The 25,156-nt window shown below is 71.4% G+C and carries 22 protein-coding genes; 14 read left to right on the top strand and 8 right to left on the bottom strand.

What is annotated here, in order from left to right; all coding sequences use genetic code 11:
* Nucleotides 1-174: 174 nt before the first annotated feature.
* Both secG and tpiA read right to left on the bottom strand, forming a co-directional pair.
* A complete protein-coding gene (secG, locus tag K3A85_RS12475; RefSeq protein ID WP_225206854.1) occupies nucleotides 175-579 on the bottom strand; it encodes a preprotein translocase subunit SecG in 405 nt (134 codons plus the stop codon).
* 100 nt (nucleotides 580-679) lie between these two features.
* Complete coding sequence (gene tpiA / locus K3A85_RS12470; RefSeq protein WP_225206853.1) at nucleotides 680-1,450, bottom strand: triose-phosphate isomerase; 771 nt, start codon at nucleotides 1,448-1,450, stop codon at nucleotides 680-682.
* Between the two features lie 221 nt (nucleotides 1,451-1,671).
* Between tpiA and K3A85_RS12465 the strand changes: the two genes are divergently transcribed.
* The 5 genes from K3A85_RS12465 (at nucleotide 1,672) to trpC (ending at nucleotide 7,759) form a co-directional block, all read left to right on the top strand.
* On the top strand, nucleotides 1,672-3,606 hold the full coding sequence (locus K3A85_RS12465; RefSeq protein ID WP_225206852.1) for a peptidylprolyl isomerase: 1,935 nt from the start codon (nucleotides 1,672-1,674) through the stop codon (nucleotides 3,604-3,606).
* Between the two features lie 4 nt (nucleotides 3,607-3,610).
* The gene (locus K3A85_RS12460) at nucleotides 3,611-5,164 is read left to right on the top strand and encodes an anthranilate synthase component I family protein (RefSeq protein ID WP_225206851.1); all 1,554 of its coding nucleotides are present in this window, start codon (nucleotides 3,611-3,613) and stop codon (nucleotides 5,162-5,164) included.
* A gap of 12 nt (nucleotides 5,165-5,176) precedes the next feature.
* The gene (locus K3A85_RS12455; RefSeq protein ID WP_225206850.1) at nucleotides 5,177-5,764 is read left to right on the top strand and encodes an anthranilate synthase component II; all 588 of its coding nucleotides are present in this window, start codon (nucleotides 5,177-5,179) and stop codon (nucleotides 5,762-5,764) included.
* Nucleotides 5,761-6,756 (top strand): anthranilate phosphoribosyltransferase, encoded by a 996-nt coding sequence (gene trpD / locus K3A85_RS12450; protein WP_225206849.1) that lies wholly within the window; start codon nucleotides 5,761-5,763, stop codon nucleotides 6,754-6,756. The genes K3A85_RS12455 and trpD overlap by 4 nt, the downstream gene beginning before the upstream one ends.
* Before the next feature lie 214 nt (nucleotides 6,757-6,970).
* A complete protein-coding gene (gene trpC, locus K3A85_RS12445) occupies nucleotides 6,971-7,759 on the top strand; it encodes an indole-3-glycerol phosphate synthase TrpC (protein WP_225206848.1) in 789 nt (262 codons plus the stop codon).
* 135 nt (nucleotides 7,760-7,894) lie between these two features.
* Here the strand turns inward: trpC and K3A85_RS12440 are convergent, their stop codons facing one another.
* The gene (locus K3A85_RS12440) at nucleotides 7,895-8,467 is read right to left on the bottom strand and encodes an NUDIX hydrolase (protein WP_225206847.1); all 573 of its coding nucleotides are present in this window, start codon (nucleotides 8,465-8,467) and stop codon (nucleotides 7,895-7,897) included.
* Nucleotides 8,468-8,569: 102 nt separating this feature from the next.
* Between K3A85_RS12440 and K3A85_RS12435 the strand changes: the two genes are divergently transcribed.
* From K3A85_RS12435 to lexA, 5 genes are all read left to right on the top strand, one after another.
* The gene (locus K3A85_RS12435; protein WP_225206846.1) at nucleotides 8,570-9,214 is read left to right on the top strand and encodes a hypothetical protein; all 645 of its coding nucleotides are present in this window, start codon (nucleotides 8,570-8,572) and stop codon (nucleotides 9,212-9,214) included.
* An 11-nt stretch (nucleotides 9,215-9,225) separates the two neighbouring features.
* The gene (locus K3A85_RS12430; RefSeq protein ID WP_225207347.1) at nucleotides 9,226-9,924 is read left to right on the top strand and encodes an aspartate/glutamate racemase family protein; all 699 of its coding nucleotides are present in this window, start codon (nucleotides 9,226-9,228) and stop codon (nucleotides 9,922-9,924) included.
* A 250-nt stretch (nucleotides 9,925-10,174) separates the two neighbouring features.
* Nucleotides 10,175-10,666 carry a cyclic pyranopterin monophosphate synthase MoaC gene (gene moaC / locus K3A85_RS12425; RefSeq protein ID WP_225206845.1) on the top strand — a complete coding sequence of 164 codons (492 nt, stop codon included), beginning with the start codon at nucleotides 10,175-10,177 and terminating at the stop codon, nucleotides 10,664-10,666.
* Nucleotides 10,663-11,922, top strand: coding sequence for a molybdopterin molybdotransferase MoeA (locus K3A85_RS12420; protein WP_225206844.1), 1,260 nt, complete (start codon nucleotides 10,663-10,665; stop codon nucleotides 11,920-11,922). The genes moaC and K3A85_RS12420 overlap by 4 nt, the downstream gene beginning before the upstream one ends.
* Nucleotides 11,923-12,013: 91 nt before the next feature.
* Nucleotides 12,014-12,739 carry a transcriptional repressor LexA gene (lexA, locus tag K3A85_RS12415; RefSeq protein WP_225206843.1) on the top strand — a complete coding sequence of 242 codons (726 nt, stop codon included), beginning with the start codon at nucleotides 12,014-12,016 and terminating at the stop codon, nucleotides 12,737-12,739.
* Here lexA and K3A85_RS12410 read toward each other — a convergent pair.
* Complete coding sequence (locus K3A85_RS12410) at nucleotides 12,736-15,030, bottom strand: ComEC/Rec2 family competence protein (RefSeq protein WP_225206842.1); 2,295 nt, start codon at nucleotides 15,028-15,030, stop codon at nucleotides 12,736-12,738. The genes lexA and K3A85_RS12410 overlap by 4 nt on opposite strands.
* A 140-nt stretch (nucleotides 15,031-15,170) precedes the next feature.
* Between K3A85_RS12410 and gltX the strand changes: the two genes are divergently transcribed.
* The 3 genes from gltX to K3A85_RS12395 all read left to right on the top strand — a co-directional run bounded on the left by gltX (nucleotide 15,171) and on the right by K3A85_RS12395 (nucleotide 18,310).
* Nucleotides 15,171-16,649: a glutamate--tRNA ligase gene (gene gltX, locus K3A85_RS12405; RefSeq protein ID WP_225206841.1), complete on the top strand. Its 1,479-nt coding sequence runs from the start codon at nucleotides 15,171-15,173 to the stop codon at nucleotides 16,647-16,649.
* A 54-nt stretch (nucleotides 16,650-16,703) separates the two neighbouring features.
* Nucleotides 16,704-17,990 (top strand): citrate synthase, encoded by a 1,287-nt coding sequence (locus tag K3A85_RS12400; RefSeq protein WP_225206840.1) that lies wholly within the window; start codon nucleotides 16,704-16,706, stop codon nucleotides 17,988-17,990.
* Between the two features lie 131 nt (nucleotides 17,991-18,121).
* Complete coding sequence (locus tag K3A85_RS12395; RefSeq protein WP_225206839.1) at nucleotides 18,122-18,310, top strand: hypothetical protein; 189 nt, start codon at nucleotides 18,122-18,124, stop codon at nucleotides 18,308-18,310.
* Between the two features lie 36 nt (nucleotides 18,311-18,346).
* Here K3A85_RS12395 and K3A85_RS12390 read toward each other — a convergent pair whose 3' ends face one another.
* From K3A85_RS12390 to K3A85_RS12380, 3 genes are read right to left on the bottom strand one after another with little or no spacing between them, the layout of a single operon-like run.
* Nucleotides 18,347-19,723, bottom strand: coding sequence for a sensor histidine kinase (locus tag K3A85_RS12390; protein WP_225206838.1), 1,377 nt, complete (start codon nucleotides 19,721-19,723; stop codon nucleotides 18,347-18,349).
* Complete coding sequence (locus K3A85_RS12385; protein WP_225206837.1) at nucleotides 19,720-20,685, bottom strand: hypothetical protein; 966 nt, start codon at nucleotides 20,683-20,685, stop codon at nucleotides 19,720-19,722. Before K3A85_RS12385 ends, K3A85_RS12390 begins: the two co-directional genes overlap by 4 nt.
* A 9-nt stretch (nucleotides 20,686-20,694) precedes the next feature.
* Complete coding sequence (locus K3A85_RS12380; protein ID WP_225206836.1) at nucleotides 20,695-21,954, bottom strand: hypothetical protein; 1,260 nt, start codon at nucleotides 21,952-21,954, stop codon at nucleotides 20,695-20,697.
* Between the two features lie 233 nt (nucleotides 21,955-22,187).
* On the opposite strand from K3A85_RS12380, the gene K3A85_RS12375 reads away from it, so the two are divergent.
* Nucleotides 22,188-24,641, top strand: coding sequence for a coiled-coil domain-containing protein (locus K3A85_RS12375; RefSeq protein ID WP_225206835.1), 2,454 nt, complete (start codon nucleotides 22,188-22,190; stop codon nucleotides 24,639-24,641).
* Nucleotides 24,642-24,651: 10 nt separating this feature from the next.
* On the opposite strand, the gene K3A85_RS12370 is transcribed toward K3A85_RS12375, so the two are convergent.
* Nucleotides 24,652-25,140, bottom strand: a complete 489-nt coding sequence (locus tag K3A85_RS12370) for a GNAT family N-acetyltransferase (RefSeq protein WP_225206834.1) — start codon at nucleotides 25,138-25,140, stop codon at nucleotides 24,652-24,654.
* Nucleotides 25,141-25,156: the final 16 nt, after the last annotated feature.

Genomic DNA, 25,156 nt, shown 5'->3' with positions numbered 1-25,156 from the left:
CAGAGGTTGCACACGCGCAAGCGGTTGCCGTCGAAATCATCGCGGCAATCCACAGATGCGGATCGAAAACGGCACAGGTCCGGCCTCCCGCCGGGTGGGGCGGGACGTCGGACAGGGCCTTGCGGGCATCACGCCGGCAGGCGCGCCACGCCGGCGCGCTCTGCCCGGCGTGCGTTACGGCTTCGCGGCGGGCGCGAGCGGATCGGTGGCGGGCGCCTGGCTCGCCGGAGCGGCGGGCGCCTGCTGCTGCGTCGCGCCGACTTCGGGCGCGGGCGGCGGCGGCGCGAGCGGATCGGCGGGCGCTGCGGGAACCGTGCGGTCGAGCGACGTGTCGATCTTGCGACCGCCGCTCTGCCCCACCGCCAGCGCGGCGAGGAGAATCGACAGCACGACGAAGAGCGTGGCGAGCACGGTCGTGGCGCGGGTGATGAAGTCCGCCGCGCCGCGCGCCGACATGAAGCCGGCCGGGCTGCCGCCGACGCCGAGGCCGCCGCCTTCGGACTTCTGGATCAGGATCACGCCGACGAGCGAGGCCGCGACCAGCGCCTGCACGACGGTAAGGAAAATGAAGAGCGACATTCAAGTCTCGCGATAAGCTGTTGCCGCGCATCTAGGCGCAAGGGGCCGCGAGCGCAAGGCGCGCTGCGCCCTGCTCGTGGCCCGGGGTCGGAGCGGTGGCTCAGCCCTCGCCGCTGCCGGCCGCCGCGACGATCGGCAGGAAGGCATCGGCGGTCAGGCTCGCCCCGCCGACCAGCGCGCCGCCGACCCCCTCGGCCGCAAGCAGGTCCGCCGCGTTGCCGGCATTCACCGAGCCGCCATAGAGGATGCGCACCTTCTCGCCCGCCTCGCCATAGGCGGCGACGAGCCGCGCGCGCACCGCCGCGTGCATCGCGACGACGTCCTCGACCGCGGCGACGCGGCCGGTGCCGATCGCCCAGACCGGTTCGTAGGCGAGCGCGAGCTTGCCCGCCGCGACCGCCTCGGCAACCCCTTCGCCCTGCGGCAGCGAGCCGTCGACCTGGCCGCCGACCACCGCCTCGGCGCGACCGGCGTCGCGCTCCTCGAGCGTCTCGCCGACGCAGACGATCACGCCGAGCCCCGCGGCCAGCGCCGCCTCGGCCTTGGCGCGGACCAGCGCGTCGCTCTCGCCGTGGTCCTTGCGCCGTTCGCTGTGGCCCAGGATCACGAAGTCGGCGCCGATGTCGGCCAGCATCGCGGCCGAGACGTCGCCGGTGTGCGCGCCCTTGACCGCGACGTGGCAGTCCTGCCCGCCGACGCCGATCCCGCTCACTTCGGCGAGCAGCGCGCCGATCAGCGTGAACGGCGGCGCCAGCGCGATGTCGACCTCGGGATAGCGCGCCGCGGCGCGCGCGATGGCGCGGGCCTCGGCCAGCATCGCGCGCGTGCCGTTCATCTTCCAGTTGCCGACAATATAGGGTCGGTGCGGCATTGGCTTGGTCTGCCCCCTCGAAATGGTGATTCCCGTGAACCTTGCGCGGCGGCTATCAAAACGGGGATACGAATGCAAAACGCTTGGGCGCTTTTTGCGCCCGCGTCCACCCTGCGCCCGCCCGCCGCCCGGCGGGTTCCAGATGCGGCGTTGCGGATTTGCCGTTTGGCTCCTAAGGCAGCGCCCTTGGTAGTTAACCCCCGTCTGGACGACCGGCTGCAATGATCGCCTTCCTGCGTTCCCTCATCCATTCGCGTATCGGTGCGCTCGTCGCGCTGGTGTTCCTCGGCCTGATCGCGCTCGCCTTTGCCGGCGCCGACGTCACCGGTTCGCGCTTCGGCGGCATCGCCGGAGGCGATCGCGTCGCCAGCGTCGGCTCGGACCGGATCGGCACTGCCGACCTCGGCAAGGCGATGACCAATGCGCTCGAAGGCGAACGCCAGCGCAACCCGCAGCTGACGATGAAGCAGTTCGTCGCCGCCGGCGCGCTCGACGAAGTGCTGACCGGGCTGATCGACCGCGCCGCGATGATGGAATGGGGCCACAAGCACGGCATCTTCGTCTCCGATCGCCTGGTCGACAGCGAAATCGTCAAGATCCCGGCGTTCCAGGGCCCCGACGGCAAGTTCAGCGAAACCGCCTACAAGCAGCTCCTCGCCCAGCGCAGCCTCAGCGAGGCGATGGTCCGCGCCGACATCGGCCAGGGCCTGATGGCGCGCCAGCTGCTCGTCCCGGCGAGCTTCGGCGCCCGCTTCCCCCAGGGCGTCGCGCTGCGCTATGCCGCCTTGCTCAAGGAAACCCGCGAAGGCGTGCTCGCCTTCGTGCCGGCGACGGCGTTCGCGCCCGCGCAGGGCCCGGACGACGCCGCGCTCGCCGCCTACTACAAGGCCCACGCTGCGCGCTACAACCTGCCCGAGCGCCGCACGCTGCGCTATGCGCTGCTCGATGAAAAGGCGGTGAAGAGCGTTCCCGCCCCCAGCGAGGCGGAGATCGCGCAGCGCTACAAGCTCAACGCCGCGACCTACGCGCCCAGCCAGACGCGCGACTTCAGCCAGGTGATCGTAGCCGACGAAGCCGCCGCCAAGGCGCTCGCCGCCGAAGTCGCCGCGGGCAAGCCGATCGACGCTGCCGCCAAGGCCAAGGGCCTCTCGGCGGCGAAGCTTCCCGGCCTTGCGCGCGACGCGCTCGCCGCGCAGGCCTCGAAGGCGGTCGCCGACGCCGCCTTCGCCGCCGCGCAGGGCAAGGTCGCCGCGCCCGCGCGCAGCCCGATCGGTTGGCACGTGATCCGCGTCGATGCGATCCACGACAATCCCGGCAAGACGCTCGACCAGGCGCGGGGCGAGATCGTCGCGGCGCTGACCGCGGAAAAGCGCCGCGCCGCGCTCGGCGACCTCGCCGCGAAGATCGAGGAGCAGTTCGAGAACGGCACCGGTCTTGCCGATGCGATCAAGCCGCTCGGCCTTACCCCGGTCGTCACCGATCCGATCCAGGCCGACGGCACCGTGTTCGGCCGTCCCGGGATCAAGCTCGCGCCCGAACCCGCCGCGCTGGTCCAGGCCGCGTTCGCGATGGAGCGCGAAGGCCAGCCGCAGGTCAACCAGGCCAACGACGGCCGGCTCGTGCTGTTCGACGTCGGCCGCATCGACGCCGCCGCGCCCGCCCCGCTCGCCCAGATCCGCGATCGCGTGGCGCGCGACTGGGCGGTCGATGCCGGCAGCGCCAAGGCCCGGGCGGCGCGCGACACGGTGCTCGCCGCGCTGCGCAAGGGCACTCCGCTCGACCAGGCGCTCAAGGCCACCGGCGCCACGCTGCCGCCGCCCAATCCGGTGAAGATGAGCCGCGAACAGCTCAATGCGATGCAGCCGCGCATTCCCGAAGCGCTCGCGCTGATGTTCTCGATGGCGCAGGGCACCGCCAAGTCGATCGCCGCGCCCGACGGTTCGGGCTGGATCGTGGTCTCGCTGGCCAAGGTGGTGCCCGGCACCGTCGCGCCGACCGATCCGATCGTTCCCGCCGCCGCGCAGGAGCTGTCGCAGGCCCTCGCGCGCGAATATGGCGAGGCGATGCGCCGTGCGATCAGCGCCGAAGTCGGCGTCAAGCGCAACGAGGCCGGCATCCGCGCGGTCCGCGCGCAGCTGGTCGGCAGCGGCCAGTAAGGCGATGGCGGCCGATCCGGCGACTCTCGACCGCGCCCCGGCAGCCGCTGCGCGCCCCGAGAACTGGGACGGCGCGGCCGCCGCGCTCGCCGCGGGCAAGCCGGCGCTGATCTGGCGCCGCCTGATCGCCGATACCGAAACCCCGGTCGGCGCCGCGCTCAAGCTGATGGAGCCGGGCCGCGGCGACTTCCTGCTCGAATCGGTTCAGGGCGGCGAAGTGCGCGGGCGCTACAGCCTCCTAGGACTCGACCCCGACCTCGTCTTCCGCGCGACCGGCCATGCCTGCGAAGTGAACCGCATCTGGCGGCACGATCGCGCCGCCTTCGCCCCGCTCGCAGGCGACGCGCTCGCCGAACTGCGCGCGCTCGTCGACGCCTGCCGCATCGACGTGCCGCAGGGCCTGCCCCCGGTGCTGGCGCTGTTCGTCGGCTACTTCGGCTACGAGACCATCGGCCTCGTCGAAAAGCTGCCCCGCGCGCCCGACAGCGATCTGGTCCTGCCCGACATGCTGTTCGTGCGGCCCACCGTGGTGCTTGTGTTCGACCGCCTGTCCGACGAACTCGTCGCCGTCGCCCCGGTCTGGGCGGGCGCGGGCGAGCCTGCGCACCTGCTCGAAGCCGCCGCCGACCGCATCGACGAAGCGCTGCGCCGCCTGTCCGGCGCCGCGCCCGCCGAGCCGCGCCTCGACCAGCCGCTCGAAATCGAGCGCAACGCGGTCATGGCGCCCGAACAGTATGCGGGCATGGTCCGCCGCGCCAAGGACTACATCGAAGCGGGCGACGTGTTCCAGGTCGTCCTCGCCCAGCGCTTCACCGCGCCCTTCCCGCTTCCCGCCTCGGCGCTCTACCGCTCGTTGCGGCGGATCAACCCCTCGCCCTTCCTCTACTTCCTCGACCTGCCGGGCTTCGCGCTGGTCGGATCGTCGCCCGAAATCCTCGTCCGCATCCGCAACGGCGAAGTCACCATCCGCCCGATCGCGGGGACCCGTCCGCGCGGCGGCACGCCCGAGGAAGACCAGGCCAACGAAGTCAGCCTGCTCGCCGATCCCAAGGAGCGCGCCGAACACCTGATGCTGCTCGATCTCGGCCGCAACGACGTCGGCCGCGTCGCGCAAGGCGGCACGGTCAAGGTGACCGAGAGCTACACGATCGAACGCTACAGCCACGTCATGCACATCGTGTCGAACGTGGTGGGCAAGCTCGACACTACCCGCGCCGATAGCGTCGACGCCCTCTTCGCGGGCTTCCCCGCCGGCACCGTCAGCGGCGCGCCCAAGGTCCGCGCCTGCGAGGTGATCGCCGAACTGGAGCCCGAGACCCGCGGCGCCTATGCCGGTGGCGTCGGCTACTTCGCCCCCGACGGCTCGGTCGACAGTTGCATCATCCTGCGCACCGGCGTGCTCAAGGACGGCGTGCTCCACGTCCAGGCCGGCGCCGGCATCGTCGCCGACAGCAACCCCGAATACGAACAGCGCGAATGCGAGGCCAAGTCCGGCGCCCTCTTCGCCGCCGCCCGCGAAGCCATCCGCGTCGCCAGCGAACCCCGGTTCGGACAGTAAGGCCCCGTTTCCATGATCCTCGTCATCGACAACTACGACAGCTTCACCTGGAACCTCGTCCACTACCTGATGGAGCTGGGCGCCAAGGTCGAAGTCGTGCGCAACGACGCGATGAGCGCGGCCGAGGCCATCGCCACCGGCGCGGACGGCTTCCTGCTCTCGCCCGGCCCCTGCACGCCCAACGAAGCGGGGATCAGCCTCGATCTCGTCGCCGCCTGCGCGGATGCGGGCCGGCCGCTGCTCGGCGTGTGCCTCGGCCACCAGTCGATCGGCCAGCACTTCGGCGGCAAGGTCGTGCGCGGCGGGCTGATGCACGGCAAGACCAGCCAGGTCAGCCACGACGGCACCGGCCTGTTCGAAGGCCTGCCCTCGCCGTTCACCGCCACGCGCTATCACTCGCTGATCGTCGAGGACGTGCCCGACGCGCTGATCGTCAACGCCCGCTCGGACGACGGCCACGTGATGGGCTTCCGCCACGTCTCGCTGCCGATCCATTCGGTGCAGTTCCACCCCGAAAGCATCGCCACCGAGCATGGCCACGCGATGATCGCGAATTTCCTGCGCGTCTGCGGACTGGTCCCGCTCGCCCGCGCAGCATGACCCGCCTTCCCGACGTCACCGCCACGCCCTTCGCGGCGGACGAGGCCGAGCACCTGTTCGGGCAGGTCCTCGACGGCCGCGCCGAAGAGCACGACATCGCCCGCTTCCTCGTCGCGCTGTCCGACCGCGGCGAGGTGGCGAGCGAAATCGCCGGCGCGGCGCAGGCGATGCGCGCGCGGATGATCCCGGTCGAGGCGCCTGCCAATGCCATCGACGTCTGCGGCACCGGCGGCGATGGCCTGCACACGCTCAACGTCTCGACCGCGGTCGCGCTCGTCGTCGCGGCCTGTGACGTCCCCGTCGCCAAGCATGGCAACCGCGCCGCAAGCTCGAAGGCGGGCGCCGCCGATACGCTGGAAGCGCTCGGCCTCGACCTTGCCCGCGCCGGTGAAACGGCGCAGGAAACGCTCGCCGACATCGGCATCGGCTTCCTCTTCGCCGCGCGCCACCACCCGGCGATGGGCCGGATCATGCCGATCCGCAAGGCGATCGGCCGCCGCACGATCTTCAACCTGATGGGCCCGCTCGCCAACCCTGCTGGCGTCTCGCGCCAGCTCGTCGGCATCGCGCGCCCCGCCTACGTGCCGATCTATGCCGAGGCGCTGCGTTCGCTCGGCAGCCAGCACAGCCTCGTCGTCTCGGGCGACGAAGGCATGGACGAGCTGAGCCTTGCCGGCGGCAACGAAGTCGCCGAGCTCAAGGACGGCGTCGTGCTGATGCGCCGCGTCCACCCCGCCGACGCCGACCTGCCCGTCCACCCGGTCTCCGCCATCCAGGGCGGCGATGCCGCCCACAACGCCGCTGCCCTGCGCCGCCTGCTCCATGGCGAGCCCGGCCCCTATCGCGATGCCGTGCTGTTCAACGCCGCCGCCGCGCTGATCGTCGCGGGCGAAGTGCAATCGCTCCACGAAGGCGTCGAGGAAGCGGCCGAAGCCATCGACAAGGGCCTCGCCAACGCCCTGCTCAACTGCTGGATCGCCGCGCTCAGGTAATAAGCGGTTCGCGCAGAGACCGCAGGGTTCGCAGAGAAGCAAACAACATTCGTCCGCCGAAGGCGGAACGTTTCATCATTCGACAATAAGACAGGCAGACGGCCTCGCCGCCCGAAGTGATCTCTCTGCGATCTCTGCGATCTCTGCGCGAACCAATCCCTTCCCCCGCACCCCCTCGACAAACCCCGCCCCAGACGGCAAGGCGCTGCCCAAGATGACCGACAAGCTCGCCGAGATCTGCGCCACCAAGCGCGAGGAAGTGCTCGCCCGCAAGGGGTTCGCCACGCTCGCCGACCTCGCCGCCCGCGCCAGCGAGCAGACGCGCCCACGCGGGTTCGAGGCCGCCTTGCGCCGCCGCGCCGCGACCGGCTTCGCGCTGATCGCCGAGATCAAGAAGGCAAGCCCGTCCAAGGGCCTGATCCGCGCCGATTTCCGCCCCGCCGAACACGCCCTCGCCTACCAGGCGGGCGGCGCCGCCTGCCTCTCGGTGCTCACCGACGCGCCCTACTTCCAGGGCCATGAGGACTACCTCGTCGACGCCCGCGCCGCCTGCGCCCTGCCCGTGATCCGCAAGGATTTCATGGTCGATCCCTGGCAATGCGCCGAGGCGCGCGCCATCGGCGCCGACGCCATCCTGATCATCGTTGCCGCGCTCGAGGACGCCCAGATGGCCGAGATCGAGGCCGCCGCGCGCGAACAGGGCATGGACGTGCTCGTCGAAGTCCACAACGAGGCCGAGATGGAGCGCGCCCATGCGCTGCACTCGCGCCTGATCGGGGTCAACAATCGCGACTTGAAGCGCTTCGTCACCGACCTGTCGACCACCGAGCGCCTCGCCCCGCTCGCGCCTGAAGGCACGCTGCTCGTCGCCGAAAGCGGCATCAACACCCACGCCGACCTGCTCCGGCTGGAAACGTGCGGCGCGCGCACCTTCCTCGTCGGCGAAAGCCTGATGCGCGAGGCAGACGTCGAAGCCGCGACGCGCGCCCTGCTCGAAGGCTGACATCGCTCTCGCGGCGCCTCCGTCGGGCAAGCGCCGGATTGCTCACGCAACGGCGCAAAGCCAGCAAGGGCCGGAAACGCAAAGCGACATCGGCCCCTCACCCGACATCTTCGCGCCTTTGCGCCTTTGCGTGACTCAAATGCCCTGTCGGTCCCACAGCTCGGGCCGGCGCAGCAGCAGCGCCTGCGCCAGCACCAGCGTCTTGGCGTCGGTCAGGGCGCCCGCCAGCACCATGTCGCGCAGGGCGTCCAATCCGATCTCGTGGACGGTGATCGCCTCGAATTCGCCCTCCGCCCCGCCGCCTTCGCCCACGCGGTCGGCTTCGCCGTATTCGGCGAGGTAGAGCATCACCCGTTCGGTCGAGACCGGCGGGATCGGCCAGATGTTGGCGACCGGCTCGAGCGCGCCCAGCCGCAGCCCGCCTTCCTCCATCGCTTCCTCGACGATGCGTTCGGCAGGCGCCGCGCCATCGAGCCCGCCGGCGATCGCCTCGAGCACCGGCGGCTCGCCCGCCGCCAGCACCGCCGCGCGCGGCTGGGTGATCAGCAGGCAGCAGCGCCGCACCGGATCGTAAGGGAGCACCGCCACCGCCTGGCCGTTGTCGAGCAAGTGGCGCTCGACCACCACGCCGTCAGGCAGCCGGATCTGCACCCGCGAGAACCTGTACCAGCCGTCGTAGACCAGTTCGCGTCCGATGATGTGCGCCATGGCCGCTCCTGTCGCTCCCGTCCGCCCGCAGGCCTAGCCGTGGCCGCCCCCGGCAGGCAACCGGCAATTGCTGCAATGCAAAAAGATCGCTAGCCTCGGGCCATGGCTCCTCTCCGCGTCGTTCTCGCCGTCCTCGTCTCCGCGCTCGCGGCCGGCGCCGCAGCGCGCCCTGCGGCGGCCGAGCCGGTCGAACAACGCGTCACCCTGCCCTTGTTCGGCAGGACGCTCGCCTACCGCATCCCGGCGCACTACGCGGCGCAGACCCCGCAATATTCCGAGCGCCTGTTCCTGATCGAATATCTCCGCGAAGGCGAAACCTTCGCCGACTGGACCACCTTGCTGACCGTGCGCGGCTTCCGCGGCTTCGGCGGCCTGCCGCGCACCACGCAGGAGATCGCGCGCGCCATTTACGAACCGCGCAAGTGCCCGACCGGCCCGATCTTCGAGGCAGCGCCGCCCGAAACCACCGCCGACGGGATCGAGGTGACCTATCTCGCGATCGGCTGCGCCGCGACCCCGGCCGATGCCTATGCCGAGGCGCAGGCCGGCTCGGGCGAAATCGACGTGATTGCGCTCTATCGCGACGCCGAGAACCTCTATTCGGTGCAATATGCGGTGCGCGGGGACTCGTTCCGCGACGGCAAGCCGCCGCTCGCGCTCGCCGATGCCCGGGCTACGCTGGCGCGGGTGTTCGGCGCGGTGACGCTCAAGCCCACGCCGGCACCGACCGCGCAGGCGCGCCGGTGACGGGCGCGCGCCTGCGTCGGCTAGGGCTGATCGGCGGGATGAGCTGGGAAAGCACCGCGCATTACTACCGCCTGATCAACGGCCACGTCCGCGCCGCGCGCGGCCCTGCCGCATCGGCCGATCTGCTGCTCCACTCGCTCGACTTCGCGCCGATCGCGCAGGCGCAGCGCGAAGGGCGCTGGGACGAGCTTGCCGCAACGCTCGCCGGTTCGGCCCGGCTGCTCGCCGGTGGCGGGGCCGAGGCGCTCGTGCTGTGCACCAACACAATGCACCGCCTGGCAGACGCGATCGCGGCGGCAACGCCGGTGCCGCTGCTCCACATCGCCGATCCCACCGGCGCCGCGATCGTCGCGGCCGGGCACGCCCGCGTCGCGCTGCTCGGCACCGCCTTCACCATGGAGCAGGACTTCTACACCGGCCGGCTGCGCGCCCGCCACGGGCTCGAGGTGATCGTGCCGGAAGCCGAGGACCGCGCGCTGGTCCACCGGGTGATCTACGAGGAGCTCGTCGCCGGGATCGTCGCGCCCGCCTCGCGCGAAGCCTATCGCGCCGTCATCGCGCGGCTGGTGGACCGGGGCGCGCAAAGCATCATCCTCGGCTGCACCGAGATCATGCTGCTGGTCGACCACAGCGACAGCGCCGTGCCGCTGTTCGACACCACCGCGCTGCACGCGCGCGCGGCGGCAGATTTCGCCCTCGGGACGGGATAAATAACGGACGCGTCAGTTATTTAAGGCGGCCTACGGCACTTTGCGCTGTCCTACATCGTGCACTTCTGGCATCAGCCCGCGCCATGCAAACCCGCAGGAACCTGTCGATTTCACGCTTCCGGCCGCGCTCTGCCCGCCTGCCTGCATTTTCCGCCAGGACCGTGTCAACCTTGTCCATTTGGAGCCGGCGGAGTTTTGTTGCCAGGACTGTGTCAACCCCGTCAACCCCCTCTCTGACAGGAGCCGTCGCATGACCGGCCTCACCCATCTCGACTCGCACGGCCACGCCCGCATGGTCGACGTGGGCGGCAAGGCGGAAACGCAGCGGCTCGCTGTCGCCGGCGGCCATATCCGCATGAGCGGCGAAGCGCTCGCCGCGATCCGCGATGGCGCCGCGCCCAAGGGCGACGTGCTCGCCGCCGCGCGCATCGCCGGGATCATGGCGGCGAAGAACACCGGCGCGCTGATCCCGCTCTGCCACCCCCTCGCGCTCGATGCGGTCAGGGTCGATTTCACGCTCACCGACACCGGCGTGACGGTCACCGCCAGCGCGTCGCTCACGGGCCGCACCGGGGTCGAAATGGAGGCGCTGGTCGCCGCCTCGATCGCGCTGCTGACGATCTACGACATGGCCAAGGCGCTCGACAAGGGCATGGTCATCGAACAGGTCCGCCTGCTCGAGAAGCGCGGCGGCAAGTCGGGCGACTGGAAGGCGGCCGAGCGCGGAGCCGAAGGCGCATGAGCGAGCCCGCGTCAGCGCCCGCGCAGCCTGCCGCGCCGCTCGCGCTCGAGGAGGCGCAGCGGCGTCTGGTCTGGATGGCCCCGGCGCTGCCGATCGACCATCGCGCCAGCGCCGAATGCGCGGGCTTCTACCTCGCCCACCCGGTCACCGCGCGCCGCAGCCAGCCCGAAGCGCCGCTTTCCGCGATGGACGGCTACGCCCTGCGCGCCGCCGACCTGCCGGGGCCGTGGCGGGTCGTCGGCGAAAGCGCTGCCGGGCACCCCTTCGCCGGCGCCGTCGCTTCCGGCGAGGCGGTGCGGATCAGCACCGGCGCGGTCGTGCCCGAAGGCGCCGACATGGTGCTGATGCAGGAGGACGCCCGCCGCGAAGGCGATCGCCTCGTCCTCACCGGAACCCCGCCGACGCCGCCCGCCGCGCACGTCCGCGCCGCCGGCATGGACTTCCTCGCCGATGCGCCGCTGCTTGCGCCGGGCACGCGGATCGGCCCGGCGCAGATCGCGCTCGCGATCGCCGCCGGCCACGCCTACTTGCGCGTGCGCCGCCCGGTCCGCCTCGCGATCATCGACTGCGGCGACGAGCTCGCGGCGCCGGGCAAGCCGCTCGGACCGCACCAGATCCCGTCGAGCAACGGGGCGATGCTCGCCGCGATGGCCGCCGCGCTGCCGGTCGAGGTCACGCGGATCGGCCCGGTTCCTGACCGGCTCGACGATCTCGTCGCCGCGCTCGACCAGGCGGCAGGCGCCGACGTCGTGGTGACCAGCGGCGGCGCCTCGGTCGGCGATCACGATCTCGTGCGTCCCGCGCTCGCCGCGCTCGGCGTCACGCTCGATTTCTGGCGCGTTGCGATCAAGCCGGGCAAGCCGCTGCTCGTCGGCCGCCGCGTCCGCGCCGCCAGCCGCGAAGGCGCCGCGCCGCAGGTCGTGCTCGGCCTGCCCGGCAACCCCGCCTCGGCCTTCGTGACCGGCTTCCTGTTCCTGCTGCCGCTGCTGCGCGCTGCGCTCGGCGCGGCAGAGCCGCTGCCGCGCACGATCCCTGCCCGTCTGGCGCAGGACATGGCCGCAGGCGGTGGCCGCACCGAATTCCTGCGCGCCCGCTACGATGGCGGCGTCGTCACGCTCGATCCGCTGCAGGATTCGGGCGCGATCACCTCGCTCGCCCGCGCCAACGCGCTCGTCGTGCGCCAGGCCCGCGCGCCTGCTGCGCCGGCCGGAACGCAGGTGGCGGCCTATCTGCTCGAAAGTGGCGGAATTGCTTGACGAGTTTGGGCAGGTTGCTTATTCGTTCCGCATTCGTTCGCCGAAAAGCAGGAACAGGCAGCGAATGAAACGGCAATAGGGAGCAAGCGTGATGTTGACGCGCAAGCAGCACGAGCTGCTGACCTTCATCCAGAACCGCCTCGAGGACTCCGGCATTTCCCCCTCGTTCGAGGAGATGAAGGAAGCGCTCGACCTCAAGTCGAAGTCGGGGGTGCATCGCCTGATCTCCGCGCTCGAGGAACGCGGCTTCATCCGCCGCCTGCCCAACCGCGCCCGCGCGCTCGAAGTGCTCCGCGCCGCCGACGGCAACATGCTCAAGGCATCGGGCGCGGCCGCGCCCGCGCCGGTCGCGGCGAACCAGAACGCCGGCGCGAGCGCGAGTGCCGTGGTGCCGCCGTTGCGCGCGCCGGCCCACGCGCCCGAGCCGGCCAACGACGTGATCGAGCTGCCGCTCCACGGCCGCATCGCCGCGGGCGCCCCGATCGAGGCGCTCGAAGGCACCTCGACGCTCCCCGTCCCCGCCGCCCTGCTCGGCGCGGGCGAGCACTACGCGCTCGAGGTTTCGGGGGACTCGATGATCGAAGCCGGCATCCTCGATGGCGACTACGCGCTGGTCCGCCGCACCGAGACCGCGCGCGACGGCGAAATCGTCGTCGCGCTCGTCCGCGGCGAGGAGGCGACGCTCAAGACGCTGCGCCACGAAAAGGGCATGGTCCGCCTCGACCCGGCCAACGCCGCCTACGACCCACAGTACTACGCCCCCCACGAAGTGCAGATCCAGGGCAAGCTCGCCGGCCTCCTGCGCCGCTACCACTAAGGCGGCGGTCGCAGCGGGTTCGGCGTCGGCGGCGGGCGTGGCCGGCTCGTTCGCGGCGGTCCCGCCCCTTCGGAAGCGGGCCAGCGATACCAGCCGTGGTGGCCCTGGGTCTCGGCGACGGTGCGGATGCGTCCGCTCGGCAGCGCGATGGCAAGGCCCCCGGTGCGGGCGAGCAGGGCGCGGTCGGCCTTGAGCATCCGGGGACGGCAGGCGGCGGGCAGGCGGCGGTCGGCGATGACGATGTCGGCGGCGGCGCAGGCTTCGATCAGCGGCTGCCACGGCGTCAGGTCGCGCCCCCGGCTCATCAGCACGACGAAGCGGCGCGGTCGGCCCTCGACGTCGCGGACGAGCGCCAGGCGGCAGAAGTCGGCATTGCATTGCGCGCCCGGCGCCTGCTCGACCGGCATCGCACGATCCTTGATGCCCGCGGCCTCGAGCAGCGCGTCGCGGGCGAAATCGCTGCGCCCCTCGCGCAGCAGCAGCAGGCCGCCGCCGGGCGCCTCGACGATCCCCACCTGGTGGCCGTCGCCCGAGACGAGCACGTCGGGCGCTTTCGCGGCGAACACCAGCACCGTGCCGAGCGCCACGGGCGCAAGACCCCCCAGCCGCACGCGCCCGGTCCACAGCGCCAGCCACAGCAGCCCGCCGACGAACAGGCCGAACGTCGCCCGGTCCATCCCCGGCAGCATCCGCACCGCGCCCGGCTGCGCGGCGCTGACGTGGGCGAGCCACAGCAGCAGGTCGAGCGACTTGCCGCACAAGTACCATGCTGGCGCGCCCCAGCCCGCGAGGTCGAGCAGCAGCGCCAGCGCGATCAGTGGCATCGTCCCGAACGTGGTCAGCGGGATCGCCACCACATTGACCAGCGCGCCATAGAGCCCGGCGCGGTGGAAGTGGAACACCGCGATCGGCATCAGCACCAGCTCGATCACCACGCCCGTCGCCAGCAGCAGCGCGAGGTGGCGCGCCAGCCGTGCGATCCAGCCTTCGTCGCGCGGCGCGAGGAAGCGGCGCGCGGGCGCGGCGTTGTGGAAGGCGATGATCGCGACGACCGAGGCGAAGCTCATCTGGAAGCTCGGCCCCCACACCGCCTCGGGCCAGAACAGCAGCACCGCGAAAGCCGCCACCGCGACCAGCCGCAGCGACACCGGATCGCGGCCGAGCACCATCGCCGCCAGCACCAGCAACGCGCCGACGCAGCTGCGCACCGTCGGCACCTGCGCGCCGGTCAGCAGGGTGTAGCCGATCCCGGCGAGCGCGCCGGCGGTCGCGGCGACGATCGGCAGGCGCAGGCGCAGCGCGATCGGCGGAAACAGCGCGAGCAGGCCGATGGCCAGCGCATAGACCCCGGCGATCACCGCGCTCACGTGCAGGCCGCTGATCGACAGCAGGTGCGTGAGCCCGGCATCGCGCATCGCGTCCTCGTCGGCCTGGGCGATCGCGCCGCGGTCGCCGCTGGCGAAGGCTGCGGCGATCGTGCCGGGCGAGCCGCCGAGCTGCGCGCGGACGTGGCGCGAAAGCGCCCGGCGCAGCGCGCCGAGCGAGCCGCCGGCAGGCGCGGGGCGGACGATCGTGACCGGGCCGAGCGCGCGGCCGGTCGCGGCAAGGCCCTGGAACCACGCAGCGCGCGCGAAATCGTAGCTGCCCGGCAGCATCGGCGGCGCAGGCGGCATCAAGCGGGCGTCGAGCCGGACGAGAGCGCCCTCCGCGATGCCGGGCGCATCGCGCTCGACCGGCAGGTTGATCCGCACCTGCAGCGGCGCTTGTGGCAGCCCGCCCTGCCGCTCGCCCGCCCGCTCGCCCGGCCGGGCGCGCGCAGGACTTCCGGCATCGGCGTTGGAGAGGCCCGTCCCCGCGCCCGCCCCCACGCCCGTCCCCCCGCCCGGCCCCGCACCCTGCCCCGCACCGGCGCGCGGCAGCAGGCGGGCGACGAGCACAAGCCGGATCGCATCCTTCGCGCCCTGGTCCTCGCGCGAGAGCACCCGGCCTTCCAGCCGGGCGACGACCGGCCGCGGTAGCGGCGGTTCGCCGACCAGCGCCGACTTGGTCCAGACGAGACCGAGCCCCGCAGCAAACATCACCACGAGGCCGAGGATCGCCGCCCGCAAGTGCGAAAGATCGCCCTCCGCATCGAGCAGCAGCGCGCCCGCCGCCACGGCCCCGCACAGCGCCAGCGTTGCAAACCATTGCGACGGACCCGGCAGCAGCAGCCACGCCGCGATCCCCGCGCCGAAGCCGACGACCAGCCAGGCGCCGCGTTCGAGCGGGCGTGCGGCGAGGAATTGGTCCATGGTGCGGTGCACACTGGACAAGCGGCGCAGATTGGCCCAAGGCCGCGGCGAAGATGCCGCGAGCCAGTCTTGCGCGTCTGCCGCGGACGAGTCTTCGGCTCGCGTCGCCATAAGAACACTGGAAGGATCGCGTTCCGAAAATGGCAAGCGCCACTGATACCGTTTCTGCAGGATCGGCTCTTGCCGGCGGTGGCGACCGCACCGGCGTGGTTACCCGTTTCGCCCCTTCCCCGACCGGCTACCTCCATATCGGCGGCGCGCGCACCGCGCTGTTCAACTGGCTGTTCGCGCGCCACCACGGCGGCACCTACCTGCTGCGGATCGAGGATACCGACCGCGCGCGTTCGACCGACGCCGCGATCGAGGCGATCTTCGACGGCCTCGATTGGCTGGGCCTTGGCGGCGACGAACCGGCGGTGTTCCAGTTCGCCCGGTCGGCCCGCCACGCGGAAGTCGCGCGGCTGCTGCTCGATGCCGGCCACGCCTATCGCTGCTACCTGACGCAGGACGAACTCGCCGCGATGCGCGAGGCGGCGCAGGCCGAAAAGCGCCCGTTCCGCATCCAGAGCCCCTGGCGCGAGGCAGGGCCCGCCGAATGGCCGGCGGACAAGCCCTACGTCGTGCGGATCAAGGCGCCGCGCGAAGGCGAGACGGTGATCGAGGATCTCGTCCAGGGGTCGATCACGGTCCAGAACGTCGAGATCGACGACTACGTGATCCTGCGCAGCGACGGCACACCCACCTATATGCTGGCGGTGGTAGTCGACGACCACGACATGGGGGTGACCCACGTGATCCGCGGCGATGACCACATCAACAACGCCTTCCGCCAGCTCGTGCTGATCCGGGCGATGCACGCGATCGAGGGCAACTGGCCCGATCCCACCTATGCCCACATCCCGCTGATCCACGGCGCCGACGGGGCCAAGCTGTCCAAGCGCCACGGCGCGCTCGGCGTCGATGCCTATCGCGACGAGATGGGCCTGCTGCCCGAAGCCGTGCTCAACTACCTGATGCGGCTGGGCTGGGGCCACGGCGACGAGGAAATCATCAGCACTGCCCAGGCGATCGCCTGGTTCGACATCGGCAACGTCAACAAGGGCGCCTCGCGCTTCGACTTCAAGAAGCTGCTGAACCTCAACGGGCACTATATCCGCGAGGCGGACGATGCACGGCTGGCCGCGCTGGTGGCCGAACGGCTGCCGGCGCTGGTCGGCACGTTCGATGCCGCGCGCGATGTCGCGCTGCTGACGAAGGCGATGCCGGTGCTCAAGGTACGCGCGGCCGACCTCAACGATCTTGCCCGCGGCAGCCTGTTCCTGTTCGCGCAGCGCCCGCTGGCGGTCGACGAGAAGGCGAGCGGCCTCCTCACCGACGAGGCGCGCGGCCTGCTGGCGCGGATCGCCGACCGGCTCGAGGCCGAAACCGACTGGAACCTCGAGGCGCTCGAAGCGTCGCTCAAGGCAATGGCCGAGGACCTCGGACTTGGGCTAGGCAAGCTGGCGCAACCCTTGCGTGCGAGCCTGACCGGGACGACTACCTCGCCCGGAATTTTCGACGTACTGACGCTTCTGGGCAAGGACGAGTCGCTGGCGCGCATTCGCGACCAGGCAGCGTGATCCACCGGATGCACAGGCATACCAGACACATACAGAACACAAGGAGGGCATAGCGTGAGCGAGAACCAGGCGACCTTGACCGCCGATGGCAAGACCATCGAGATGCCGGTGAAGAGCGGCACGATCGGCCCGGACGTCATCGACATCCGCAAGCTCTACGGCGCGACCGGCATGTTCACCTATGACCCCGGCTTCACCTCGACCGCGAGCTGCGATTCCGCGCTCACCTACATCGACGGCGACGAAGGCGTCCTGCTCCACCGCGGCTATCCGATCGGCCAGCTCGCCGAGCACAGCTCGTTCATGGAAGTCAGCTACCTGCTGCTCAACGGCGAACTGCCGAACCAGGCCGAGCTCGACGAGTTCACCCGCACGATCACGCGCCACACCATGGTGCACGAACAGCTGTCGAGCTTCTACAGCGGCTTCCGCCGCGACGCGCACCCGATGGCGGTGATGTGCGGCGTGGTCGGCGCGCTTTCGGCGTTCTACCACGACAGCACCGACATCTCCGATCCGGTGCACCGCAAGATCAGCTCGCACCGCCTGATCGCCAAGATCCCGACGATCGCGGCGATGGCCTACAAGTATTCGGTCGGCCAGCCGTTCCTCTACCCCGACAACAAGCTGTCCTACACCGGCAACTTCCTGCGCATGACCTTCGGCGTGCCGGCCGAGGAATACGAGGTGATCCCGGCGGTCGAAAAGGCGATGGACCGCATCTTCATCCTCCATGCCGACCACGAGCAGAACGCCTCGACCTCGACCGTGCGCCTCGCCGGCTCGTCGGGCGCCAACCCGTTCGCGTGCATGGCGGCGGGCATCGCCTGCCTGTGGGGCCCGGCGCATGGCGGCGCCAACGAAGCCGCGCTCAACATGCTCAAGGAAATCGGCACGCCCGACAAGATTCCGCACTACATCGAGCGCGCCAAGGACAAGAACGATCCGTTCCGCCTGATGGGCTTCGGCCACCGCGTCTACAAGAACTACGACCCGCGCGCGACCGTGATGCAGAAGACCGTGCGCGAGGTGTTCGACGCGCTCAAGGTCAACGATCCGCTGTTCGAAACCGCGCTGCGCCTTGAAGAGATCGCGCTGAACGATCCCTACTTCATCGAGAAGAAGCTGTTCCCGAACGTCGACTTCTATTCGGGCATCATCCTCTCGGCGATCGGCTTCCCGACCACGATGTTCACCGTGCTCTTCGCGCTCGCCCGCACCGTCGGCTGGGTCGCGCAGTGGAACGAAATGATCAGCGACCCCGGCCAGAAGATCGGCCGTCCGCGCCAGCTCTACACCGGCCCGACGGCGCGCGACTACGTGCCGATCTCGCAGCGCTGAACGCGTGAGGCGCGGAGTCAATGCGAGCCGGTTTTCCAAGGAAAACCGGGCGGGCCAACTCCACACCGGCCCGACGCAGCGCGACTACGTGCCGATCACGCAGCGCTGAACGAGGGACGACGACCGCGGCCATGACGATGCTCTTCCGGATCGTCGGCATCGCCGCGCTCGTCATCGGAATCGTCTGGATCGGCCAGGGCACGGGGATCGTGCCCTGGCCGTCCTCGTTCATGGTCGGCGAAAGACAGTGGGCGCTGTGGGGCCTGCTGCTGGCCGCGCTCGGGCTGGTGCTGTTGCTGCGCGTCGCGCGCCGGCGCTGAACCGACCGGCGCGTCCGCCCCTTCGGTAATCGGCGCTCAGCTCGCGCCGGCGGCGCGCACGGCCGCTTCGCCGGCGCGGTCGGCGGGCAGCGAGAGGATGAAGCAGGCGCCTTCGCCCGGCGTCGGCGCGACCCTGAGATCGCCCCCCATCGCCTTGGCCAGCCGCCGCGAAATGTAGAGGCCGAGCCCGCTGCCGCCATCGCCGCTGCGCCCGAGCCGTTCGAACTTGTCGAACACGCGGCCGGCCTGGGCCTCGGTCAGCCCTTCGCCTTCGTCGGCGACCGAGACCCAGGCCGTCGCGCCTTCGCTGCCGACCGCGATGCGCACCGTCGAGCCGCCCGGGGTATAGCGCAGCGCATTCGACAGCAGGTTGAGCAGGACCTGGAGGACCCGGCGGAACTCGCCGATCGCCGGCGCGCTTTCGGCAACGCCCGGACATTCGACGACGATGCCCGATTCCTGCGCGCGGACCGACAGGATGCCCGCCGCGCGCCGGGCGCAGTCGGCAAGGTCGATGTGATCGGGCGCCGGGCTGAAATCGGAGGCCTCGACCGCCTCGAGATCGGCGAGATCCTCGATCAGTCCCATCAGGTGCCGCCCGGCCTCGGCGATGTCGTTGGCGTAGGCGACGTATTCGTCGACCAGCGGCCCGGCAAGGCGCGTGCGGATGGTCTCGGCATTGGCGATGATGCGGGTGATCGGCTGGCGCAGCGCGGGCGCGAGATCGCGGCCGAGCAGGCTGTTCCAGGCCGGCTGGGTGGTCACCGTATCGGCCAGTTCGTGCGGCAGGCGGTCGATCGCCTCGGGAATGACGAGCAGTTCGAACCCGCCGCCGCCCTGCGGCAGGATGCGGGCGCGCCAGCGACGCATCGATCCGGGCACGGTGAAGGTCGCGTCGTCGAGCAGGCGCCAGTGCAGCGGCTGGCGCTGCCCGGCGCGGTCGAGCCGGACGAAATCGGTCCAGAACCGCCCGAGCCCCTGGTGCACCGCGGCCGACCAGCCCTGCAGGTCGGCGGCGCGCAAGTCGGCCGCGAGCACGCGCTGCTCGCCATCGAGCAGCAGGTCGCCTTCGGCCAGCTGGCGAAGCAGATCCTCGTCGGGCTGCAACTCGCCCGCGGGCTGGACTTCGCCGGTCGGCCGCCACTGGCTCGCCTCGATGAAGGTCATCTCGGCGGTCGGGCGCACCGAGACCCAGGCCGAGATCGAGCGCCCTTCGTCGACCGCGACGATGCTTCGCGACAGCGGCAGGCGCGCGCGGCGCGCCTTGCGCACCAGCGCGAGCAGGCCCGGAATCGCGATCGGGCCCGGAAGCCGTCCGCCGCAGCGCAGTTGCAGCCCGGCGAGCGGCTCGTCCGCTTCGACCAGCCAGTTCGCCGCGTCGGATCGCGCCCGCACCGGGCCCGGCGCGCTCATCCGTCGTTGGCCGCTTCGGCGAGGATTGCCGCGGCGCGATCGGGATGGAGCGCGCCCAGCCCCTCGGGCAAGCCGATGTCGGGATGCAGCGCCATGAACTGCGCGGTGACCGCCTCGGCCCCGACGCCACAGGCGCCGAGCGCGAGCGCGAGCCGCGAGAACTGCGTCTCGGTGGTGGCCATAACCGCCATTTCGCGCGTGAGGCCGGCGCCTGCGGCCAGCGCGGAGAGGAAGATCGCGACGCCCGCGTTCTCGATCGACAGCGCCTGCGCGGCCTCGACGCCGGGCATCGAGGCGAGCACCTGGTCGATCAGGACGAGGCGATTGCGGCCCGGTTCGCTGCGCTGGCGCAGGCGCTGCGCGGCAAGCGCGGTGATGCGCTGCGCCTCCTCGCCCTCGCCCGCGACCGCCCCCAGCGCGCGTACCGCGGCGGCCAGCAGCGGCGCGGGCAGTTCGGCGACGGAAAGCTGCATGCGTCGCTGCGCCTGGCCAAAGCGCGCCTGCGCCGCCAGCAGGTTCATCGCGGTGGCCGAGGCGACCGCATCGCCCGCCGCGATCCGCGCCTGGAGCAGCGGGGGCAGCACCGGATCGAGCGCGATCCGGCCCTCGAGCCGCTCGGTCAGCTGCCATTCGAGCGAGAGCGCGTGGAGATGCGCGAGCAGCGCGCGATCGGCGATCAGCCGCGCCGAGAGCTCGTCGGCCCCGGCCTGCGCCCACTCCTGCGGATCGCCCTGCCCCGCGGCCTCGGCCAGCGCCATGACCAGCTGGCGCGCGAGATCGTGGAACATGCCGCGAACCCGGGCGACGATCTCGTCGCTGAAGATGGAGTTGTCGTCGCTGCGCAGGAGATGGGCGAGGATCGGCCCGTTGTTGGCAATCAGCCGGTCGGCTGCGACGAGTTCGTCCCGCAACAAAGCCTCGATCGCTCGGGGTGCGCCGTCGGATGATGCGGGAATGGCCATGCGACGCTCTTAGGCGTTGCTGGTTAATGCCGGGTTAGGTGCTTGTCCATCGCGGGTCGGTCCGCTGCGGACCTTCCTCAGCCAGACCACACATCCCCCCAGAAGTGCGATGATCGACCCCGCCAGCGCGCCGTCGAAGGCGGAAAGCAGGGACATGGCGGAAAGCGCCAGGGCGAGCGCCAGGCGATCGCCCAGCCATTCGGCCGTACGCGACGGCGGCGCGACGATCGCCAGCAGCCGCAGCAGCAGCACCAGCACCAGCGGCGCGAACCAGCGCAGCAGGCCGGTCGCGCCGGGCGCGAGCGCGAGGCTGCTGCGCCAGGCGCAAAGCGCGACGATCGCGACATCGAGCGCGATCGCCACGAGCGGCGCCAGCAGCGCGCGCAACGGCCCCGCGAGCAGGGCGTTGCGCTCGATCTGCGCCAGCTTGTCGGCGCCGGACGCGATCACCGCGGCCAGCGCGCAAAGGAGGAGACCGACCGGCGTCCAGCCGAACCAGCCCGCGCCCAGCGCCAGCAGCAGCAGCACCAGCGCGCCCAGCCGGATCACCGGCGGCCGCGTCCCCGCATGGAGCAGCGACGGCCCGGCATAGCGCAGCGCCACCGCCGCCAGCACCGCGACCGGCGCGACCGAGGGATCGGCCGCGGAATTGTGCGCCAGCCAGCGCCGCTCGACCTGCTGCGCCTCGGCTTCGCTGCGGACCAGTTGCCAGCGCGCCTCGCCGAGCATGGCACCGGGCAGGTCGCGCATCGGCTGGCGCGCCTGGACCGCCAGCCGGAGCAGCGCGGACACCGGGTTCCATTCCGAAGGCAGGTCGCCCAGCCCCGCCACGATCCGGCCGGGCAGCCGCATCATCCCGGCAAAGGCGTGGTTGATGTCGATGCGCTCGAAGCCCGCCGCGATCCCGGCCTCGACCGGCAAGGTGAGGACGCCCGGCGCCTTCTCGAGCAGCGCGAGCGCGTCGACCGGCAGGGCAAGCAGGCCATCGGCCACGACCAGCAGCTCGTCCTCGGGCGCGACCAGCGGCACGATCGCGCGGGTGCTGGCGACAACGTGGAAGCGCGCGCCCTGCTGCTCGGCGACGTGCTGGAGCGCGACGAGCTCGCCGGTGAGGTTCTCCGACAGCGCGACGATGCGCTTGCAGCCGAATGCCAGCGCCAGCGCCAGCTGGTGGCGCAACACCGTGCGCCCGCCGACGAGCAGGCTGCCGCGCAGGATCTGCGGCTCGCCCGGAAGGGTATCCAGCGACGAAAGTAAGGCGACGCGCAAGCGGTTGGTTCTCCTGAAGCGGCGCACCGTAGGGCGCAGCGCCCGCGCTGCCAAGCCGGGGGCAACAAGGATGCACCGCCGACTCGATCGGGGACGCACCCGGCGCGGGCGAGCCGGCGCGGGCATGTGGGGGGAGCCGGCGGGAGACGGCGCGACCAGCCGATGCAACGCAATCGGCGGTATTGCTTCTCCCGGGCTTTATGGAACGAGGCAAGCCATGGTATGACGCGCGCATGACTGGGGGATCGCGGATCATACCGATCGATGGCGGCGGGGCCGATGGCTCCGGCGTCGAGGACGCGCGTGCGCAGGCGGAGGCGCGCGATCCCGTCGCGCCACCGTTCGAGACTGCCCGGGAGTTCGCGGGCGCTCCCGATGCAGAGACAGATTCCGGGCCAGATGTGGAGGAGGAGGCGCCCAGCCTGCCCCGAGCCTGGTCGCCCTTTGTCGCGGCGGCGTTCGTCGCGGGGTGGAGCGCGTTCTTCGCCTGGGCCAATCTCGCCGTGCTGCGCGCCGGGATCACGCCGGCCGAAGGCGCACAGCTGGTTGCGACCTGGTCGATGCCGGTGCTGGTGGCGATGGTCGCGCTGCTGCTGGTGCTGCGCACGTCGCGCCGTGAAACGCTGCGCTTCAACGACGCGGCCCGGCTGCTGGCGGCAGAGTCGGGCCGACTCGAAGCGCGGCTCGTCTCGGTCAACACCGAACTCGCGCTGGCGCGCGACTTCATTGCGGCGCAGGGCCGCGACCTCGAGGCGCTCGGTCGCATCGCGGTCGACCGGCTGTCGGGTTCGGCCGACCGGCTGCAGGAGCTGATCGCCGGCAACGGCGCCCAGGTCGACCGCATCGGCGAGGTTTCGGGCTTTGCGCTCGCCAACATGGAAAAGCTGCGCGGGCAGCTGCCGGTGATCGCCAATTCGGCCAAGGACCTGACCAACAACATCGGCAATGCCGGCCGCGCCGCGCACGTGCAGATCGAGGACCTGGTCAGCGGCTTCCAGCGGCTCAACGAATTCGGCGTGGCGAGCGAGCGCCAGGTCGGCAAGGTCCGCGAGCGGGTCGATGCCGCGCTCGAAGCCTTCGCCGCCGCTGCCGAGCAGATCGGCGCGACCGCCGCCGAACGGTTCGACGCGCTCGACCGCGAAAGCGCCGCACGGCGCGCCGCGCTCGATGCCAGCGAGCAGGCCGCGCTTGCCGCGCTCGGCGAGCAGATGGCGCGGCTGGCCGGTGAGACCGAACGGTTCGAGGCGGACCTTGGCGGACGACGCGCACGGATCGAGGCGGATTTCGCCGAGCAGCGCGACGCGCTCGAGCGGCGCCTGGCGGAGCTCGACCGGCAGATCGGCGAGCGCCGCAGCGCGATCGCGGCCGCCGGGGCGCAGGCGGCCGAGGCGCTGGCCGACACGCTCGCCCGGCTCGACGCCGCGGTCGAGGCGCAGCGCGACAAGCAGCGCGAGGAAGCGCGGCTGCTGGCGAACCATTGCGATGCCGTGGCCGAGCGCGTGGCGGGCTTCTCGGCCACCTTGCGCGCCTCGGGCGAACAGGGGGCGGCGACCGCGGCGACCGTCGACAAGGCGATGGAAATGCTCGGCGCGCGGCTGGTGCAGATGCGCGAGGCTCTGTCGGGCACCGACCTGCAGATCGGCGAACTGACCGAATCCGCGGTGCGCCTGCTCGAGCTGATCCGCGCCGGCGGCGACCATACCCGGACGCAGATTCCCGAGGCGCTGCGCAGCACCGAAGCCGGACTCAACAAGATCGAGGATCGCGTGGTGGCGCTGCGCGATTCCTTGCGCGAGGCTGGCGACAGCGGCCGCCTGCTGTCCGAAAGCATCGTCGGCACGCGCGGGGATGTCGCCGCGATCACCGGCGAAGTGGCGGCCCTGCAGGAGGCCTTCGCGGCGCGCGCGGCCGAACAGGAAGCGCAGCTCGAGGCGCTGCGGCGCGCGCTGGCCGGCGCGCGGGCGGACAGCGAGGCGCTGTCGGGCGAAGTCGAGGCCCGCCTGAGCGGCGCGATCGCCGAGCTCGATGCGGCGGCCACCCGCACCGGCGAAACCTTGCGCGAAGGCGTCGCCGTCGAGGTCGAGGCGCTGGCCGGGCGGCTCGACGAAGCGAGCCAGGCCGCGATCGTCCGCGTGCTGCAGGGCCGCGGCGCCGAGCTGGTGGCGCGGCTCGAAGAAGCGATCGACGTCGCCGCCTCGTCGAGCCGCGAGACCGCGGTGCAGATGACCGACCAGCTGGCGCGGGTGGGCGAACTCGCCACCGCGCTCGAGGATCGCATCGCGCGGGCCCGCGCGCGCGCCGAGGAAGAGGTCAACAACGACTTCGCGCGTCGCGCCGCGCTGATCACCGAATCGCTGCATTCGACCGCGATCGACATCGCCAAGGTGTTCTCGGCCGACGTGTCGCAATCGGCCTGGGCCTCCTACCTGCGCGGTGATCGGGGCATCTTCACCCGGCGCGCGGTGTCGTTGCTCGACAATGCCGAGGCGCGCGCGGTCCAGCAGCACTATGCCCAGGACGCCGAGTTCCGCGAGCACGTCAATCGCTTCATCCATGATTTCGAGGCGATGCTGCGCCAGCTTCTGTCGACCCGCGACGGCAATGCGCTGGGCGTGACGCTGCTGTCCTCGGACATGGGCAAGCTCTACGTCGCGCTGGCGCAGGGGATCGAGCGGCTGCGCACCTGAGGGAGCCGCGCTAGAGCCGCTTCCACATCAGCGCCTCGTCGGCATATCCGTCTGCGCGCCGGACCGAGTCCGGCTCGATCGCATAGAGTTCGAAGCCGTGGCGCTCGTAGAGGCGGCGCGCGCGCAGGTTGTCGGCCATCAGCGTGAGCTGGAGCTGGCGCAGGCCAAGGTCGCGCGCGACGGTTTCCAGCGCCGCGAGAATGATTGCCGCAGCGCCGGTGCCACGGGCGGCAGGCACGGCGTACATGCCCCATACCAGACCCTTGTGATCGAGCTTCTCGCCCGCAAGGCGGGTCAGGCCCCCGACCGCGCGCCATTCCTCGCCTTCTGCCAGGGCCAGCACATGATCGCGCGCCAGCCGTTCGCGCCAGGCCGGCAGCCCCAGGGCCGCGTCATCGGCGCTCGCCCCGCGGAAATTGTGCGCATCGCCATCGAGCGCCAGGCGGCGCAGGTCGAGGAAGCGTTCGGCATCGTCGGAGGTCAGGCGGATGATGTCCATGGCCCGAGCCTAGCCG

The organism is Novosphingobium huizhouense (assembly GCF_020179475.1).
GTDB classification, from domain to species: Bacteria; Pseudomonadota; Alphaproteobacteria; order Sphingomonadales; family Sphingomonadaceae; genus Novosphingobium; species Novosphingobium huizhouense.
Note: the sequence above shows the minus strand (reverse complement) of the source record. Positions and strands in the feature narration are given on the sequence as shown.

Coding starts and splice junctions, on each gene's coding strand:
- trpD (WP_225206849.1), top strand. CDS start 5,761: ATGACCCGCCTTCCCGACGTCACCGCCACGCCCTTCGCGGCGGACGAG.
- K3A85_RS12440 (WP_225206847.1), bottom strand. CDS start 8,467: ATGGCGCACATCATCGGACGCGAACTGGTCTACGACGGCTGGTACAGG.
- secG (WP_225206854.1), bottom strand. CDS start 579: ATGTCGCTCTTCATTTTCCTTACCGTCGTGCAGGCGCTGGTCGCGGCC.
- lexA (WP_225206843.1), top strand. CDS start 12,014: ATGTTGACGCGCAAGCAGCACGAGCTGCTGACCTTCATCCAGAACCGC.
- K3A85_RS12435 (WP_225206846.1), top strand. CDS start 8,570: ATGGCTCCTCTCCGCGTCGTTCTCGCCGTCCTCGTCTCCGCGCTCGCG.
- K3A85_RS12420 (WP_225206844.1), top strand. CDS start 10,663: ATGAGCGAGCCCGCGTCAGCGCCCGCGCAGCCTGCCGCGCCGCTCGCG.
- tpiA (WP_225206853.1), bottom strand. CDS start 1,450: ATGCCGCACCGACCCTATATTGTCGGCAACTGGAAGATGAACGGCACG.
- K3A85_RS12385 (WP_225206837.1), bottom strand. CDS start 20,685: ATGGCCATTCCCGCATCATCCGACGGCGCACCCCGAGCGATCGAGGCT.
- K3A85_RS12410 (WP_225206842.1), bottom strand. CDS start 15,030: ATGGACCAATTCCTCGCCGCACGCCCGCTCGAACGCGGCGCCTGGCTG.
- K3A85_RS12375 (WP_225206835.1), top strand. CDS start 22,188: ATGACTGGGGGATCGCGGATCATACCGATCGATGGCGGCGGGGCCGAT.
- K3A85_RS12370 (WP_225206834.1), bottom strand. CDS start 25,140: ATGGACATCATCCGCCTGACCTCCGACGATGCCGAACGCTTCCTCGAC.
- K3A85_RS12460 (WP_225206851.1), top strand. CDS start 3,611: ATGGCGGCCGATCCGGCGACTCTCGACCGCGCCCCGGCAGCCGCTGCG.
- trpC (WP_225206848.1), top strand. CDS start 6,971: ATGACCGACAAGCTCGCCGAGATCTGCGCCACCAAGCGCGAGGAAGTG.
- K3A85_RS12455 (WP_225206850.1), top strand. CDS start 5,177: ATGATCCTCGTCATCGACAACTACGACAGCTTCACCTGGAACCTCGTC.
- K3A85_RS12390 (WP_225206838.1), bottom strand. CDS start 19,723: ATGAGCGCGCCGGGCCCGGTGCGGGCGCGATCCGACGCGGCGAACTGG.
- moaC (WP_225206845.1), top strand. CDS start 10,175: ATGACCGGCCTCACCCATCTCGACTCGCACGGCCACGCCCGCATGGTC.
- K3A85_RS12395 (WP_225206839.1), top strand. CDS start 18,122: ATGACGATGCTCTTCCGGATCGTCGGCATCGCCGCGCTCGTCATCGGA.
- gltX (WP_225206841.1), top strand. CDS start 15,171: ATGGCAAGCGCCACTGATACCGTTTCTGCAGGATCGGCTCTTGCCGGC.
- K3A85_RS12465 (WP_225206852.1), top strand. CDS start 1,672: ATGATCGCCTTCCTGCGTTCCCTCATCCATTCGCGTATCGGTGCGCTC.